This is a genomic window from Microvirga calopogonii, from assembly GCF_003347665.1.
Lineage (GTDB): Bacteria > Pseudomonadota > Alphaproteobacteria > Rhizobiales > Beijerinckiaceae > Microvirga > Microvirga calopogonii.
Genome location: NZ_QDGA01000022.1, coordinates 70,429 through 85,556 on the forward strand (window position 1 = coordinate 70,429; position 15,128 = coordinate 85,556).

General features: G+C 65.2%; 16 protein-coding genes. 5 read left to right on the forward strand and 11 right to left on the reverse strand.

Annotation, left to right across the window (positions count from 1 at the left end):
• Positions 1 to 5: 5 nt before the first annotated feature.
• The gene (locus tag DDF70_RS17600) at positions 6 to 851 is read left to right on the forward strand and encodes a patatin-like phospholipase family protein (RefSeq protein WP_114946160.1); all 846 of its coding nucleotides are present in this window, start codon (positions 6 to 8) and stop codon (positions 849 to 851) included.
• A 224-nt stretch (positions 852 to 1,075) separates the two neighbouring features.
• Entirely contained in the window at positions 1,076 to 1,264 is a 189-nt protein-coding gene (locus DDF70_RS17605) for a hypothetical protein (protein WP_114946161.1), read from the forward strand.
• A 68-nt stretch (positions 1,265 to 1,332) separates the two neighbouring features.
• Here DDF70_RS17605 and DDF70_RS17610 read toward each other — a convergent pair whose 3' ends face one another.
• A complete protein-coding gene (locus tag DDF70_RS17610) occupies positions 1,333 to 1,920 on the reverse strand; it encodes a L,D-transpeptidase (protein WP_170316091.1) in 588 nt (195 codons plus the stop codon).
• Positions 1,921 to 2,116: 196 nt separating this feature from the next.
• Between DDF70_RS17610 and DDF70_RS17615 the strand changes: the two genes are divergently transcribed.
• Positions 2,117 to 3,058 carry a histone deacetylase family protein gene (locus tag DDF70_RS17615; RefSeq protein ID WP_114946162.1) on the forward strand — a complete coding sequence of 314 codons (942 nt, stop codon included), beginning with the start codon at positions 2,117 to 2,119 and terminating at the stop codon, positions 3,056 to 3,058.
• A 172-nt stretch (positions 3,059 to 3,230) separates the two neighbouring features.
• Here the strand turns inward: DDF70_RS17615 and ribB are convergent, their stop codons facing one another.
• From ribB to DDF70_RS17660, 9 genes are all read right to left on the reverse strand, one after another.
• Positions 3,231 to 4,520, reverse strand: a complete 1,290-nt coding sequence (gene ribB / locus DDF70_RS17620; protein WP_170316092.1) for a 3,4-dihydroxy-2-butanone-4-phosphate synthase — start codon at positions 4,518 to 4,520, stop codon at positions 3,231 to 3,233.
• 264 nt (positions 4,521 to 4,784) lie between these two features.
• Positions 4,785 to 5,900 carry a chorismate synthase gene (gene aroC, locus DDF70_RS17625; protein ID WP_114946163.1) on the reverse strand — a complete coding sequence of 372 codons (1,116 nt, stop codon included), beginning with the start codon at positions 5,898 to 5,900 and terminating at the stop codon, positions 4,785 to 4,787.
• 204 nt (positions 5,901 to 6,104) lie between these two features.
• Positions 6,105 to 6,497 (reverse strand): hypothetical protein, encoded by a 393-nt coding sequence (locus tag DDF70_RS17630; protein WP_114946164.1) that lies wholly within the window; start codon positions 6,495 to 6,497, stop codon positions 6,105 to 6,107.
• 743 nt (positions 6,498 to 7,240) lie between these two features.
• On the reverse strand, positions 7,241 to 9,145 hold the full coding sequence (locus DDF70_RS17635) for a potassium transporter Kup (protein ID WP_114946175.1): 1,905 nt from the start codon (positions 9,143 to 9,145) through the stop codon (positions 7,241 to 7,243).
• A 109-nt stretch (positions 9,146 to 9,254) separates the two neighbouring features.
• Positions 9,255 to 9,674, reverse strand: a complete 420-nt coding sequence (locus tag DDF70_RS17640) for a hypothetical protein (protein WP_114946165.1) — start codon at positions 9,672 to 9,674, stop codon at positions 9,255 to 9,257.
• Positions 9,675 to 9,722: 48 nt separating this feature from the next.
• A complete protein-coding gene (locus tag DDF70_RS17645; RefSeq protein ID WP_114946166.1) occupies positions 9,723 to 10,316 on the reverse strand; it encodes a histidine phosphatase family protein in 594 nt (197 codons plus the stop codon).
• 25 nt (positions 10,317 to 10,341) lie between these two features.
• Positions 10,342 to 11,166, reverse strand: coding sequence for an enoyl-ACP reductase FabI (gene fabI / locus DDF70_RS17650; protein WP_114946167.1), 825 nt, complete (start codon positions 11,164 to 11,166; stop codon positions 10,342 to 10,344).
• Between the two features lie 315 nt (positions 11,167 to 11,481).
• Entirely contained in the window at positions 11,482 to 12,429 is a 948-nt protein-coding gene (locus DDF70_RS17655) for a DnaJ C-terminal domain-containing protein (protein ID WP_114946176.1), read from the reverse strand.
• Between the two features lie 105 nt (positions 12,430 to 12,534).
• A complete protein-coding gene (locus tag DDF70_RS17660) occupies positions 12,535 to 12,960 on the reverse strand; it encodes an RT0821/Lpp0805 family surface protein (RefSeq protein WP_114946168.1) in 426 nt (141 codons plus the stop codon).
• Between the two features lie 98 nt (positions 12,961 to 13,058).
• On the opposite strand from DDF70_RS17660, the gene pdxH reads away from it, so the two are divergent.
• Positions 13,059 to 13,667 (forward strand): pyridoxamine 5'-phosphate oxidase, encoded by a 609-nt coding sequence (gene pdxH, locus DDF70_RS17665; RefSeq protein WP_114946169.1) that lies wholly within the window; start codon positions 13,059 to 13,061, stop codon positions 13,665 to 13,667.
• Between the two features lie 105 nt (positions 13,668 to 13,772).
• Positions 13,773 to 14,495 (forward strand): SDR family NAD(P)-dependent oxidoreductase, encoded by a 723-nt coding sequence (locus tag DDF70_RS17670; RefSeq protein WP_114946177.1) that lies wholly within the window; start codon positions 13,773 to 13,775, stop codon positions 14,493 to 14,495.
• Here the strand turns inward: DDF70_RS17670 and DDF70_RS17675 are convergent.
• The coding region (locus DDF70_RS17675; RefSeq protein WP_205772441.1) for a transposase at positions 14,473 to 15,128 on the reverse strand (656 nt) is incomplete at its 5' end. The genes DDF70_RS17670 and DDF70_RS17675 overlap by 23 nt on opposite strands.

Consider the following 15,128-nt stretch of genomic DNA (forward strand, 5'->3'; position numbering starts at 1 on the left):
GCCCGATGTTCGATGCGGTGGCCTTCGCAGGCGGCGGCAACCGCTGCTATTGGCAGGGCGGCTTCTGGGAGGCAGCTTCCCCGCTGCTCGGCCTGAAGCCCGATATGGTCGTCGGCGTGAGCGCGGGCGCCTGGTCGGCCTGCTACAGCCTCCTCGGGCTCGGTCGGCGCGTGAACGAGATGGTGGCGGAGGGCTGCAGCCTGGGGCGCCGCAATTTCGAGTGGCGCGCTTGGCGCAGCGAAGGCTCGCCCTGGCCGGTCTCTCTCATGTACCGCACCTTGATCGAGACCATCATCGACGAGGCGGCCCTGGAGCACCTGAAGCAGGGTCCGACCATCCTGATCGGGCTGGCCCGCAAGCCGCGCCGCCTCCCCCTCTCGCTCGCCATCCCGCTGGGCATCGCAACCTATCAGATCGAGAAGAAGTGGCGTTCTCCCGTCCATCCGCACGGCGGCCGAGCCCTGGGATTTCGCCCCGAATTCGTCCAAGTGCAGGACCTGGCATCGCCTGCGGAACTGTCAGCGACCCTGATGGCGAGCGCCAGCGTGCCGCCCTTCATGCCGGTCGGGCGCATTGGCGGCATGGCCGCCCTCGACGGCGGGCTCGTGGACAACGTGCCGACGGAGCCTCTCCTGCGGGTCGAAGAGCGGGGTGCCAGAACGCTCGTCATTCTCTCGCGCCTCTACCGTGCTTTCCCGAAGGTGAAAGGCCGCACCTATATCCAGCCTTCGGAACCTGTTCCGGTCGGACAGTTCGACATCACCAATCCCATCGGAATCCGCAAAGCCTACGAAATGGGTCTGAGGGACGGCGAGGCTTTCGCTAAAAGTGCGGGTGCGCACGGCATTTAGCGTGGCCTTGCCCTACAGGATCTAACGGAAGCCTCGTCCATGCGGCCGGGCGGCGATCTGCTGCAAATCGCCGGAATGTTGCACCGTTAAGGATTGATTCAGCTTGAACAATTCATCTGCAGCCAAGCCAGCACATGATCACAGGTCTGCCCCAAAGCGGTCACAGGCGAGCGGATCATAAGACGCAGGTTGAGAAAACAACCTCAATATTTCGGAGAGGATTAATGACCCAGCAGGCTTCAGAGCAGAACACCCGACCCGGCGAACAGAACGCCGCCCACTCGATTCCGTCTTTCAAGGCCGTCGCGCTGCCGGCCCTCGCCGCAGCCGTTCAGGCCGCCAAGCTGCAGCAGAATCCTCCGAAGACATCCGAACTTCCCGCGATCCTGCGCAAGGAAGCCATGCTCGACTGAATTGCTCCCGAAACCAAAAGAGCGCCCTCGAGGCGCTCTTTTCATGTTCGGCCGGCTTATCCTCCGCCCTATCGGACGATGACCTTCGTGTTCAGGGTGACACGGTTGTAGAGGTCGATCACATCGATATTGCGCATCCGGATGCAGCCCGACGACACCGCGTGGCCGATCTTCTCCGGCTCGTTGGTACCGTGGATGCGATAGAGCGTGTCCTTGTTGCCCTCGTAAAGATAGAGCGCCCGTGCTCCGAGCGGATTGCCAGGACCACCCTTCGTATATTGGACATGCGGCCAGCGCGCCTTCATCTCGGCCGGCGGATTCCAGTCCGGCCATTCCGCCTTGCGGGCGATGGTGGCCGTGCCGGTCCAGCCATAGGCCTCGTCGCCGACGGCAACGCCGTAGCGGATCGCCTTCTTGTTGGGCTGCACGTAGTAGAGCTGGCGCTCCTTGGTATCGACCACGATGGTGCCCGGGGCCTCGCCCGTTGGATCGTCGATCATGTAGCGGCCGAACCGCGGATCGTCCTCGGCCGTCGGAACCTGCGCCATCCACTCGGTGTCGCGGGCGGAGACCTGGGGGTCCGGGATGCCTTTGAAGTTACATCCGGCGAGGGCCGTGATCATTGCCAAAAGAAGGGGCAGACGGGAAAGGCGCATTGTGTAAAGCTCTGCAAGCTCGGCTCGGGCCAAGACGGAAGTCCGTTTCAGCCGGGTTTATAGACCGAGAGGTCATCAAGTCGAATCGAAACACACCATGGCACGGCTCCGCCTCGAAGAGTGTTGCATCGCAACAACATAGACAGCCGCTCGTGACACTGCGACACTCCCGGCGGCCCCTTACTCAAGAACGCACATGTCCACGCTTTACGTCGCCCATCCGGCCAGTCTCGACCATCAGACACCGATCGGGCATCCCGAACGGCCCGACCGCATCCGCGCCATCGAGCGCGCCCTGGAGAAGGAGCGGTTCACCTCGCTTGTCCGCGAACTGGCACCGATGGCCGAGATGGAGAGCCTGACCCTTGCCCATCCACAGGAATACATCATCCGGCTGCGGGATATCAGCCCCCGAGAAGGATTAGTCAGGATTGACGAGGACACGGTGATGTCGCCGGGCACCTACGAAGCGGCCCTGCGGGGCGCCGGCGGCGCTGTGCTGGCGGTGGACGAGGTGATGTCCGGCCGGGCGACCAACGCCTTCGTGGCCATGCGCCCGCCGGGGCACCATGCCGAGCGCGTGCGGGCCATGGGCTTCTGCTTCTTCAACAACGCGGCCATCGCGGCCCGGCATGCGCAGAAGCGCCACGGCGCCGAGCGCGTCGCGATCTTCGACTGGGACGTCCACCACGGCAACGGCACGCAGGACATCTTCTGGTCGGATGCCAGCGTGCTCTATTGCTCGACCCACGAGGCCCCCCTTTATCCCGGGACCGGCGCCTTGTCCGAGACGGGCGTGCACGGCACCATCGTCAACGCGCCCCTGAACGCGGGCGACGGCAGCGAGGCGTTCCGGGAGGCGGTCGAGACCGCGATCCTGCCCCGGATCCACAATTTCGGCCCGGACCTGATCGTCATATCGGCGGGCTTCGACGCCCATTGGCGCGATCCCCTTGCGAGCCTGAACCTGATGGAATCGGACTTCGCCTGGGCGACCCAGAAGCTGATGGCCCTGGCCGAGCGCCATTGCGGCCAGCGGATCGTCTCCGTCCTCGAAGGCGGCTACGACCTCGAAGGCCTGGCGAGATCGACGGCCTTCCACCTCGATGCCCTCATGGGGCGCGAGACGGGGGTGTAATCTTCAAAACTCACACCGCGGTCATTCCGGGGCGCCGCAGGCGAACCCGGAACCCATAACCGCTGACACTGCAGAAAGAGTCGGAACATCGCGCGCTCTTTCCTTCCATGTCCTGTTTATAGGTTCCGGGTTCCGCTACGCGGCCCCGGAATGACAACGCCGTGTCACGACCTCAACACTCGATGGGCTCTTCGCTGAGCAACTCGATCCCGAAGCCGCTGAGGCCCACATAGGACCGGCTCGATGTGGCGAGGTTGCGGATCGACGCGACGCCGAGGTCCCGCAGGATCTGCGCGCCGAGGCCGATCTCGCGCCATTGGCTGGAGCGCATGGCTTCCGAGCCCGTCTCGTCGCTGTCGGAGAACGAGGTCGTCGGGACGCCGGCAGTGCCGTCGCGCAGATAGACGAGGACACCCCTGCCCTCCTTCACGAAGCGCTGCAGGGCCGCGTTCACCGTCTTGCCTCCCTCGAACACGTCGGTGAGCGCGTTGGCGCGGTGCAGTCGCACGGGGATGTTCGTGCCGTCGCCGATGCGGCCATGGACGAGCGCGATATGCTGCACGCTGTCGAATGGCGTGGAATAGGCATAGCCCGTGAACGGGCCCCATTGCGTCTCCACCGGGAAGGTGGCGATCCGCTCGACGAGCTTTTCGCGCGCCTGGCGATAGGCGATGAGATCCGCGACCGAAATGCGCTTGAGGGAATGCTTCTCGGCGAAGGCGTCGATCTGCGGTCCCTTCATGACCGTGCCGTCGTCGTTGGCGAGTTCGCAGATCACGCCGACCGGCGGCAGGTTCGCGAGCTTGCACAGGTCGACAGCCGCTTCCGTATGGCCGGAGCGCATGAGCACGCCGCCGTCCTTGGCGATGAGCGGGAAGACGTGACCGGGACGCACGAAGTCGGCCGCGCCCATGTTGTTGTTGGCGAGCGCCCGCACGGTGTTCGAGCGCTGCTCGGCGGAGATGCCCGTCGTCAGCCCGTGCTTCACGTCGACGGTGACGGTGAAAGCCGTGCCGAGCGGCGCATCGTTCGCCTGCACCATCGGGTCGAGCCGCAGGCGGCGAGCCTCGGACACGGTGAGCGGCGCGCAGACGATGCCGCAGGTGTTGCGGATGATGAAGGCCATCTTCTCCGGCGTGCAGAGGGAGGCGGCGACGATCAGATCGCCCTCGTTCTCGCGGTCGTCGTCGTCGGTCACGATGACGATTTCTCCACGGGCGAAAGCCTCGATGGCTTCGGTAACGGAGTGGGACATCCATGTCTCCTTGGCGGATTCGGGCAAAAAATCGTTGGGCGTGACTGCCCCTCGGGTTTCACGGGCGATCAGTTCGGCCGTGTCCCGGGAAAGCCATGCCTGTTCGGAATTGCACATCTGGGTGATGGCACCGGGCGTCACGCCGATCCGGCGCGCGAACGAGACACGCGACACGCCATTGCGGGACAACCATTCGGCCAGCTTCATGCCACTGGCTTAGCCGAGGGCCGGATTTTAGTAAAACTAAAATTTGCAATGAGGCTTTTGCGAAATTGTTTGAGGCCAACGAGCTGGTGAATTGCCTGCCCACGTCATCACCGGCCTTGTGCCGGTGATCCCGATTGCTTGAGGCGGCAGCGCTTTTCCCATCGGGATGGCCGGGACAAGCCCGGCCATGACGGACAGGGTGTGCGCCCGTCCCTCATTCTCGGAAGCCCGAAACATCGCCGAGGGTGCTATTGCAGATCGGCTTCAACCCTCGAACGGCCAGGACGCGCCCTGCCCCACCTGACCCCGGTGGCGCAGCAGGTGGTCCGCGAGAACGCAGGCGACCATCGCCTCGCCGACCGGCACGGCCCGGATGCCGACGCAAGGGTCGTGACGGCCCTTGGTCCGCACCTCCGCCTCGCCGCCCGTGCGGGTGACGCTCGAACGCGGCGTCAGGATCGAGGAGGTCGGCTTGACGGCGAAGCGGCACACCACCGGCTGGCCGGTGGAGATGCCCCCGAGCACGCCGCCGGCATGGTTCGACAGGAAAGTGGGCGCACCCTGGTTGCCGGGGCGCATCTCGTCCGCATTCTCTTCGCCGCGCAGGGCCGCCGCCGCGAAACCGTCGCCGATCTCGACCCCCTTGACCGCATTGATCGACATCAGGGCCGAGGCGAGGTCGGAATCGAGCTTGCCGTAGATCGGCGCGCCGAGACCAGCCGGCACGCCTTCGGCCACGATCTCCAGGACCGCCCCGATGGAGGAGCCGTCCTTGCGCAGGCCGTCGAGGTATTCCTCGTAGAACTGGGCCGCCTTGGCGTCCGGACAGAAGAACGGATTGCGCGCCACCTCGTCCCAGTCCCAGTTGCCCCGGTCGATGGCATGCGGCCCCATCTGCACGAGCGCGCCGCGGATGGTGACGCCGGGCAGCACCTTGCGGGCAATGGCGCCGGCCGCCACGCGGGCCGCCGTCTCGCGGGCCGAGGAGCGGCCACCGCCGCGATAGTCGCGGATGCCGTATTTCACGTCATAGGTGAAATCCGCATGCCCCGGACGGTAGGAGTTCTTGATCTCGGAGTAATCCTTGGAGCGCTGGTCCACGTTCTCGATGAGGAGCGCGATCGGCGTTCCGGTCGTCACCTGCCGTCCGGTGCGCTCGTCGATAAACACGCCCGACAGGATCTTGACCTGGTCCGGCTCCTGGCGCTGCGTGGTGAAGCGCGACTGGCCCGGACGGCGGCGGTCGAGCTCCGCCTGGATCTCGGCCGCCTCGAGCGGAATCATGGGCGGGCAGCCATCGACCACGCAGCCCAGGGCAGGTCCGTGGCTCTCGCCGAAGGTGGTGACGCGGAACAGGTGGCCGAAGGTGTTGTGGGACATGGCGCTTCTTCGATGTTCAGGGCGTCTTAGAGCATCGGACCCAAAAGTGGAATGCACTTTTGGGATCCCATCCGATGCTCCACCCTTTTGAAGAGGGCATCGTTCGAGGCGGACCCAGCGGGCCGCGCTAGGACCAAAGCGCCCCGGTGTCACGCGCCATGCAACCGGCTCCCCCGATCTCGGGTCGCCGCGACCCGTCCCGCTTTATTCGACGCGGATCCTGTAAGTCTTGGTCAACACGGTCTGTGGAGCAAGGTCATTGCCACTCCAGGGAATGTCGATCACCACCTCGTCCATTCCCTTGAACCCTCTCTTCGGCGTGTAGACGTAGGCGAGCCCACGAACCTTCGTGCCCGGGCAATGCGAGTCCTTCCCGAGCGCCTCCTCGTGCGGACGGATCTGGATACTGCCATTGGCAGGCTCCTGGCGAACCTTCACATCGGGGATGATGGACGGGTAGCAGGTATTCACTTCATAGCCGAGGAAGCCGCCGATCGCCGAAATCGTGTTGGCCTTGACGGTCCGCTCGATGGTCTCGGCGGATGCAGAACCCGTCAACAGGGCCAAACCGGCTGCGAGGACAATGGCGCGATACATAGGAAACTCCGGAATTTGCAACAGAGTTTCGTCTAAGAGCATATTCCTCGGACAACCTCAACGGTGACGAGCAGGAAAACTGTGAGCATGCACGCAGCAGTCGTCAGACCCGGCTATCCGGGTCAGCCTTCATCGGCCTGTCAAAGAGCCAGCGCCTGTGGGCCCGCAGCTTGCGCTGCGAGCCTTCAGGTCAGTCGAGGGAGGTGCGCTGCGTGGCCCGGCTCGCTGTGTGTGATGAAAGTGGAAGAGCCGGACGGCGCCTCGCACGCGGTTCTTTTCAGGTGGACCAGCTGGCAGGGCCAGGGTCGACCTCCCGCGACCACAGGGTTGCGAGGCCTGCGGCGGGACCGCCTCCCGCCCCGGTGCTGCGACGCCTCGCGAGCGCGCCCCTCGCCGGGCGGGAGTGAGGGATGATATAGCCGAGCTTGGCCCGCCTGTCAAGAACAAAGTGAGAACATAACGTTGCTCTCATACACCCTCGCCGTCATGGCCACCGCCTCCTCATGTCACCCGCCACGTCATCACCTCCTCGGACTTGATCCGGGGACCCGTGCCGGTGATCCCGATTGTTTGGAGCGCCGTGCTTCACCGCATCGGGATGGCCGGCACAAGGCCGGCCATGACAGGACGGGATGGAGCGCCCGATTCAAGCACAGCCGAGGTGAAGGGAGATCACGATCCGGCGCAGCACCATGGATCCCCTTCCCGGCCTTTCGGCCGTCGGGGACGACACCTGAACCCGATCAAATCTCGATGGAGCTGCCGATCTCGACGACCTGTGCGGCCGGGATGCAGAAGTAATCCGCCGTCAGTTCGGCGTTGCGGTTGAGCATGGCGAAGATCACCTCGCGCCAGAAGGCCATGCCGGGCAGCTTCCTGGAGGCCACAACCGTCTGGCGCCCGACATAGTAGGTGATCGTGTTAGGGTCGAGGTCGGGCAGGTGAAGGCGGGCCGCCGCGAGGCGAAGCGCCGAGGGCACGTCAGGTTTTTCGGTGAAGCCGAGGCGAAGAACGAGACGCTGGACACCCTTACAGATCGGCACCAGATGGACACGGCCGTCCCCTTTGACGATCGGCTCGTCCGTGACCACGACCGACACGAGGAACACCGTCTCGTGCAGCACCCGGTTGTGCTTCAGGTGATGCAGAAGGGTTCCGGGAATACCGGTCGGGGATGCCGACATGATCACTGCCGTTCCCGGAATGCGGATCGGGGGCTGCTGCTCCAGCAGGTGCTGAAACTCCTTCGTGGACATGCGCAGATGCGTCCGTGCACGCTGGACGAGCTGCTGTCCCCTGCGCCACGTCAGCATCATGAAGGCGGCTGTCAGTGCGATCAGAAGCGGGAACCAGCCTCCTGCCAGAAGCTTCGTGGTGTTGGCGGCGAAGAACACCGCGTCGACCAGCAGCAGGGCTCCGTTGAGCAGATAGACGAGAACGGGCCGATGGCCCCAATGCAGCGCCACGAAGGTCGCCAGGATCGTCGTGATCACCATGTCGAGCGACACGGCCAGGCCATAGGCGCCCGCCAGATTGCTGGACGACCCGAAGCCGAGGACGGCCGCGAAGGTCAGCGCCGCAAGAGCCCAGTTCACGAACGGCACGAAGACGTGCCCGCGCTCATGGGACGACGTGTGAATCACCCGCATCCTGGGCAGGAATCCGAGCTGCATGGCTTGCTGCGTCAGCGAGAACGCCCCCGTGATGACGGCCTGGGACGCGATGACGGTGGCGAAGGTGGCCAGGACCACGAGCGGGTAATGCGCCCAATCGGGGGCAAGATGGTAAAAGGGGCTCTCGATCGCCTTCGGATCCGTCAGCAGAAGAGCCCCTTGGCCGAAATAATTGAGCATGAGGGCCGGCAGGACGATGAAGAACCACGCGTTGCGGATCGGGGCTGGACCGAAATGGCCGAGATCCGCATAGAGCGCTTCGCCACCGGTCACGGTGAGGAACACGGCGGCGAGAACCGCGAGTGTGACCGAGAGATCCGTGTCGATCAGGAAGGCCAGCGCATGAAGCGGGTTGATCGCGGCGACCACCCCGGGAGCGGCCACGATCCCGCCGAGGCCGAGCAGCCCCAGCACTGCGAACCAGATCAGCATGAACGGACCGAAGATGCGCCCGATGCGGCCCGTCCCCATGCGCTGCACCGAGAACAGCGTCACCAGGATGGCCATGGTGATCGGAAGCACGTACGGCTTGAACTGATTGGAGTCGACGGCGAGGCCTTCGACCGCGCTCAGGACGGAAATGGCCGGCGTGATCGTGCCGTCGGCATAAAGCAGAGCCGTGCCGACGAGCCCCAGCACGGCGAGGTAGATGCGCCAGGAACCGGGCTGGATGCGCCGGACGCCGAGCAGAGCGAGAAGCGCGATGATTCCGCCCTCGCCGCGATTGTCGGCCCGCAGGATGAACAGGCAATACTTGATCGAGATGACGACGATGAGCGACCACAGGATGAGGGACAGCACCCCCATGACCGTCGCCGGGGACAGCACGCCATGACCGGCTGCCACCGCCGCTTCGCGCAACGCGTAAAGCGGGCTGGTGCCGATATCGCCGAATACCACGCCAAGGGCGCCGAGGACCACGGAGTGCGAGGCGATGCCGGCTCCGGCGTCCTCAGCATGGGTGTCTGCGATCATGGCCATGACGGTCCAAATGCACGGCAAGACCCTGCTTGCGTGCTCAGGTATAACCGGAAGGCTACTGCTCAGTTCCTGAGCGGGGTAAGTTGCCGGACCTTAAAACGGATTACCGATAGGGGTAGCAATCGGCGCGGCTGAGGGTGAGGCCGAAGTGATGGCCGAGGGCCGCGATGGCTTCCTCGTGCTCGGGGTACGGATCACGGTTCTCGGGGCCGACGATGATGATCCTGAAGCTCGGGTCGCGGCGCCCCTCCGGCGGCAGCATCGCCGTGACGAGGGTCTTGCCTTCGGCGTCTCTCAGGGTCAGGAACAGCGGCATCATGCGCTGTATATGAGCTTTAAGTCCGATATTCCGCTCGATGAAGGGACTGGAGGCCGCCTGATAGCTGCTCGCCGCAGCCTCCCAGGCATTGCGGAAGTGCTTCTCGACCGCGTGGCTCATGGCGTCCGATTCGAGCGCGGCCTCGCCTTCCGTCTCGATCCGGAACCATGTCTTCGCCCCCGGGGCATCGCAGATGTATTGCATGTTCTGACAACGCAGGAGCGCGGCGAAGGTTGTCGCCGTGCTCTCCCGTCACACCCAGCGGTAGCTTCGACCCTCAATGACGAGCACACGCCCCTGCCAGATGTCCATGCTGGCGGCCTGACGGGGGTTCACTCCGCAGCAGATCGACAGGAAGGCGCGGGCGACGCCGCCATGGGCGACGATCACCGTGTCGCGGGTGAGGTCGTCCAGGATCGGGCGAACCCGGTCCACCAGCATGGCGTAGCTCTCGCCCCCGCCGGGGGGCGCGTAATGCCACTTGTCCTGCTCGCGCAGGGCCGCCAGCGACGGCTCGGCCTTGCGGACCTCCTTCCAGGTCATGCCTTCCCAGGAGCCGAAGGTGAGTTCGACCAGGCGCTCGTCGAGCTTGTAGGATTCCGGGTGCAGGCCAAGCGTCTCGCGGAGGATCTCCATGGTCTCGCGGGTGCGGGTCATGGGGCTCGCCACATAGGCGAGATCCTCGACATGCGGCACGAGAGCCTGGAGCTTGCGACCGGCCTCCTCGGCCTGGACGCGGCCGACATCGTTGAGCGGAATGTCCTTCTGGCCCTGGAGCCTGCCCTCCAGATTCCAGTCCGTCTCGCCATGGCGAATGAAGTAGATCTTGGGGCGGGACGGGATCACGGTTACCAGGTCCGATACGCTGACGTTACTCTTTGTCGAGGGAGAGATCCGGCGCTTCCGGGTTCTTCATGCCGACCACGTGGTAACCCGCATCCACATGCAGGATCTCGCCGGTCATGCCGCGCGACATGTCGGACACGAGATAGGCGGCGGTCTCGCCGACTTCCTCGATGGTGACCGTGCGGCGCAGGGGCGAGTTGTACTCGTTCCACTTCAGGATATAGCGGAAATCGCCGATGCCGGAGGCCGCGAGCGTCTTGATCGGCCCGGCCGAGATGGCGTTGACGCGGATGTTCTTCGGCCCGAGATCGGCCGCGAGATAGCGCACCGACGCCTCCAGGGCCGCCTTCGCCACGCCCATGACGTTGTAGTGCGGCATCCACTTCTCGGCGCCGTAATAGGTGAGCGTCAGGAGCGAGCCGCCGTCGTTCATCAGCTTCTCGGCGCGCTGGGCGATGGCCGTGAAGGAATAGCAGGAGATCAGGAGCGACTTGGTGAAGTTGCCCTCGGAGGTCTCGACGTAGCGGCCGGTGAGCTCGTCCTTGTCCGAGAAGGCGATGCAGTGGATCACGAAGTCGATGGAGCCCCAGAGGCGCTTCACCTCGTCGAACACGGCGTCGATCGTGGCGCCGTCCGTCACGTCGCAATGGCCGACCACATGAGCGTCGAGCTCCCTCGCCAGGGGTTCGACGCGCTTCTTCAGGGCATCGCCCTGGTAGGTAAAGGCGAGTTCCGCTCCGTGCTGGCGGGCAGCCTGGGCAATGCCCCAGGCGATCGAACGGTTGTTCGCCACCCCCATCACCAAGCCACGCTTACCGGCCAGAATGCCGGTGGCCTTTGTCTCCGCCATGATTCACCTAGATCGTCACTGGACAGGTCAAGAAAGAACGGCCTCTTTAGCCGACCCGGCGGCGGGGGGGAAGACCTCTTGAGCCAGCTTGAGGCGATCGAGCCGCTTCGCGTCATACTCTCCACGTCATCACCGGCCTTGTGCCGGTGATCCCGATGGGAAAAGCACGGCGCTTCACCGTATCGGGATGGCCGGGACAAGCCCGGCCATGACGTGGTGGGTGCATTCCCGGCCGGAGCGTCAGCGGAAGGGAACCCATGGCTCATCGCTGAATGGTGCCCGGCCTTACGGCCGCCGGGAATGACACTGCAGGTCCTACTTCGCGTTGGCCGAGCGGCGCTTTCGGGCGTATTCCATCAGATCCTCGTCCACGACCTCGGGCAGCCTGATCTCCGTGGTCACGAAGAGGTCGCCGTGGCCGGTCTTGGTGGGCAGGCCCTTGCCCCGCAGGCGGAAGGTGCGGCCGGAATTGGTCATGGGCGGGATCTTCATCTCCACCGAGCCGGTCAGGGTCGGCACCCGCACAGAGCCGCCGAGAATCGCCTCCTCGATTTCGACCGGAAGCCGCAGACGCAGGTCCGAGCCCTCAGGCGTAAAGCGCTCGTGGGGCGCGAAATTGATGGTGAGCAGCGCATCGCCGGGATCGATCCCGGGGGCGCCCTGCCCCAGCCCGCGCAGGCGGATCACCTGGCCGTTGCTGACGCCCTTGGGGATCACCACGTCCACGTCGCGGCCGGTGGAAAGCCTGATGCGCTTCTTGGCCTCCTGGGCCACTTCCTCCAGGGTCACGGTCAAGGTGGCGGCCACGTCCTCGCCCTTCTGGGAGCGGGCACGGCCCTGGCGCGGCGCCTCGCCGCCGGAGCGGAACGCGTCGGCGAAGAATTGGGAGAAGAGGTCCTCGCCGAAGTCGGCGCCGGAATTGCCGCGGCTCGACCGGCGAGCGCCGCCGGTAAACCCGGAGAAGCCGCTGAAGCCGGAGAAGTCCTCCGGGCGCGCGCCGCCGCGTCCGCCGCCGAAGCCTTCGAACCCCTGGAAGCGCGGCTTGCCCTCCGCGTCGATCTCGCCCCGGTCGAACTGCGCGCGCTTTCCGGCGTCGCCGAGGATCTCGTAGGCGGAATTCGCCTCGGCGAACTTGTCCTTCGCCTTGGGATCGTCCTTGTTGCTGTCGGGATGATAGGTCTTGGCGAGCTTGCGGAACGCCTTCTTGATCTCCGCTTCGCTCGCGGAGCGGGATACGCCTAGAACGTCGTAGGGGTTTCGCATCGTGGATTCCATGAACCGTCGGAGAACAGGAGCTTGAAAGCTCAACGGGTTTGACGGTCATATGGGCGAAGTGTTGCCCCTTTGCAACGCCCTTACCTCCAAGAGCTAGGCCTTGGCGGAAGCCTTGAGAGGCTTGACCTCCTTGATCGCCCAGTCGCCCCCGGACGGCCGGCAGGCGGTCCCGTGCAGGGAGGAGGCCGAAGGTCCGCTCAGATGGGCCGAGAAGCTGCGGCAGATCTCGTCGTTCTTCACGAAAGGCGCGCCCATGGGCGTGAAGGTGCCTTTCATGGTGGTGGCGGGATTGTCCCACGACACCTGGGTGCCCGGGCCCTGCGGATCGAGGGCGACGGCGAGCGCCGCCTTGGCCCGGCGCCAGTCCTCCTGGTCGAGGTCGGCGGACAAGGGAGTGTCGGCCTTGGCCGCGATGGTGCCGGTGGATTTCGGCTCCTCGTCGTCGAGAGCCGAGAGGCCGAAGGAGAAGCTGCATGCGCTCGTGGACAGGGCCAAGAGGCCGACCGCCAACAGCTTCATGGCTTCGCTCCGGACGACATCTGATCTATAACGGCGCGCATTGATCCACGTCACGCGTCGGATCCCCCAGAACCTAAAGTCACAGCACGAGATAACCATTGAACCCGTTAACAACCGGTGACTTCACTGAATCGGAAGAGCCCTTCGCCCTCTTCAGGACCTGGCTGGCGGAAGCCGAGGCCTCGGAGCCGAACGACCCCAACGCCATGGCGCTGGCGACCGTCGACGAGACCGGGCTGCCGAACGTCCGCATGGTGCTGCTGAAGGGCTTCGACGAGAACGGCTTCGTGTTCTACACCAACACGGAATCGAACAAGGGTCGCGAATTGCTGGGACAGAAGAAGGCGGCGCTGGTCCTGCACTGGAAGAGCCTGCGCCGTCAGGTCCGGGCCCGCGGGCCGGTGACGCTCGTGAGCGACGCGGAAGCCGACGCCTATTTCCAGAGCCGCCCCCGCGACAGCCGCATCGGCGCCTGGGCGAGCCAGCAGTCGCGCCCGCTGGAGAGCCGCTTCGCCCTGGAAAAGGCGGTGGCGCTCAACACGGCCAAATACGCCATCGGCGAAGTGCCGCGCCCGCCCTACTGGACGGGCTTTCGCATCGCTCCGGTGTCCATCGAGTTCTGGCAGGACAAGCCGTTCCGCCTCCACGACCGGGTCGTGTTCACCCGTGAGGGCGACGGCTGGCGGAAGGTGCGGCTTTATCCGTGATATGCGAATGGCGCCGTAGACCCTGACCCTGAACCGGGATATGGGTCTGCCCCCTCTCAGAAGAGAACCCACATGTCCGCTTCGCCCAGCAATTCCCGCCGCATCATGCTGCTCACCGGCGCCAGCCGGGGGATCGGACATGCGACCGTCAAGCGCTTCTCCGCGGCCGGGTGGCGGGTCATCACCTGCTCGCGGCACGGCTTTCCGGAGAACTGCCCCTGGGAGATGGGGCCGGAGGATCACCTTCAGGTCGATCTCGCCGATGCGGAAGATACTCGCCGCGCCATCGCCGAGGTGAAGGAGCGGCTCGCCGCCGAGGGCGGCTGCCTCCATGCGCTGGTGAACAATGCGGGCATCTCCCCCAAGGGGCCGGGCGGCTCCCGGCTGGATGCCATCCACACGACCCATGATGATTGGCTGCGCGTGTTCCAGGTGAACTTCTTCGCCTCGATCATGCTGGCCCGCGGCCTGCAGGACGAACTCACCAAGGCCAAGGGCTCGGTGGTGAACGTGACCTCCATCGCGGGATCCCGCGTCCACCCCTTCGCGGGCGCGGCCTATGCCACGTCCAAGGCGGCGCTGGCCGCGCTGACCCGCGAGATGGCCGCCGATTTCGGACCGCTGGGGGTGCGCGTGAACGCGATCTCGCCGGGCGAGATCGACACCTCGATCCTGTCCCCCGGCACGGAAAAGATTGTCGAGCAACTGCCGATGCGCCGCCTCGGCACGCCGGACGAGGTCGCCAAGGCGATCTATTTCCTCTGCACGGATGCGAGTTCCTACGTGACCGGCGCGGAACTCCACATCAACGGCGGCCAGCACGTCTAGTGGGTCGTCTGCCGTCGGGTCTGGCATTCTGCTGGTGCCTGTGATTTCGGCTGGGGCAGCGGTTGGCTGGTACAGGCTCCGGAACCGCCAACGCGATGGATCTGCTCCGTCGCGCAGCGCCGGCGCCGCTGCCGGCGCTGCCGTTCCAGACAAACGGTGTCGGCTGCGCATTCCAGCTTCGTGCCGTCTGCTCGAACCAGATCCCGATCTCGTCGGAACTCTGCGGATGCTGTCCCGCGAGCGCCCGCCGTTTGAGCACGCGCTGGATCGACTCCGCCATGTTGAGCCAGCTGCCGGCGACCGGCGTGTACAGCGGCATGACGCCATGCGCACACAGCCACAGCACCAGTTCAGGAGTCTTGTGGCCGGTAAGATTGTCCCACACCAACAGCAGCCGCAGCGGCGGCACCTCCTCCGGCAAGGTGAAGCACCGGCTCAGCCCGGCCTGCCAGGCCTCCCACGCCGCGTGCGTGAGAGCGGGATCGGCGACAGCTGGGGCGGGCAACTCCGCCAGGATCGCGCTGAGACGCTCGCGCAGCCAGGGATGCAGCACCGCATTCGTACAGTGCTCGGCCGGCTGCAGGCGCACCTGGCCCGAGGCGGGATGGAACAGGGTCAGGATCTTGGTCGTGC

Bases quoted from the DNA above. Each gene is read 5' to 3' on its own strand.
- DDF70_RS17600 (WP_114946160.1), top strand. From the start codon at position 6: ATGTTCGATGCGGTGGCCTTCGCAGGCGGCGGCAACCGCTGCTATTGG.
- DDF70_RS17605 (WP_114946161.1), top strand. From the start codon at position 1,076: ATGACCCAGCAGGCTTCAGAGCAGAACACCCGACCCGGCGAACAGAAC.
- DDF70_RS17610 (WP_170316091.1), bottom strand. From the start codon at position 1,920: ATGCGCCTTTCCCGTCTGCCCCTTCTTTTGGCAATGATCACGGCCCTC.
- DDF70_RS17615 (WP_114946162.1), top strand. From the start codon at position 2,117: ATGTCCACGCTTTACGTCGCCCATCCGGCCAGTCTCGACCATCAGACA.
- ribB (WP_170316092.1), bottom strand. From the start codon at position 4,520: ATGAAGCTGGCCGAATGGTTGTCCCGCAATGGCGTGTCGCGTGTCTCG.
- aroC (WP_114946163.1), bottom strand. From the start codon at position 5,900: ATGTCCCACAACACCTTCGGCCACCTGTTCCGCGTCACCACCTTCGGC.
- DDF70_RS17630 (WP_114946164.1), bottom strand. From the start codon at position 6,497: ATGTATCGCGCCATTGTCCTCGCAGCCGGTTTGGCCCTGTTGACGGGT.
- DDF70_RS17635 (WP_114946175.1), bottom strand. From the start codon at position 9,145: ATGATCGCAGACACCCATGCTGAGGACGCCGGAGCCGGCATCGCCTCG.
- DDF70_RS17640 (WP_114946165.1), bottom strand. From the start codon at position 9,674: ATGCAATACATCTGCGATGCCCCGGGGGCGAAGACATGGTTCCGGATC.
- fabI (WP_114946167.1), bottom strand. From the start codon at position 11,166: ATGGCGGAGACAAAGGCCACCGGCATTCTGGCCGGTAAGCGTGGCTTG.
- DDF70_RS17655 (WP_114946176.1), bottom strand. From the start codon at position 12,429: ATGCGAAACCCCTACGACGTTCTAGGCGTATCCCGCTCCGCGAGCGAA.
- DDF70_RS17660 (WP_114946168.1), bottom strand. From the start codon at position 12,960: ATGAAGCTGTTGGCGGTCGGCCTCTTGGCCCTGTCCACGAGCGCATGC.
- DDF70_RS17670 (WP_114946177.1), top strand. From the start codon at position 13,773: ATGCTGCTCACCGGCGCCAGCCGGGGGATCGGACATGCGACCGTCAAG.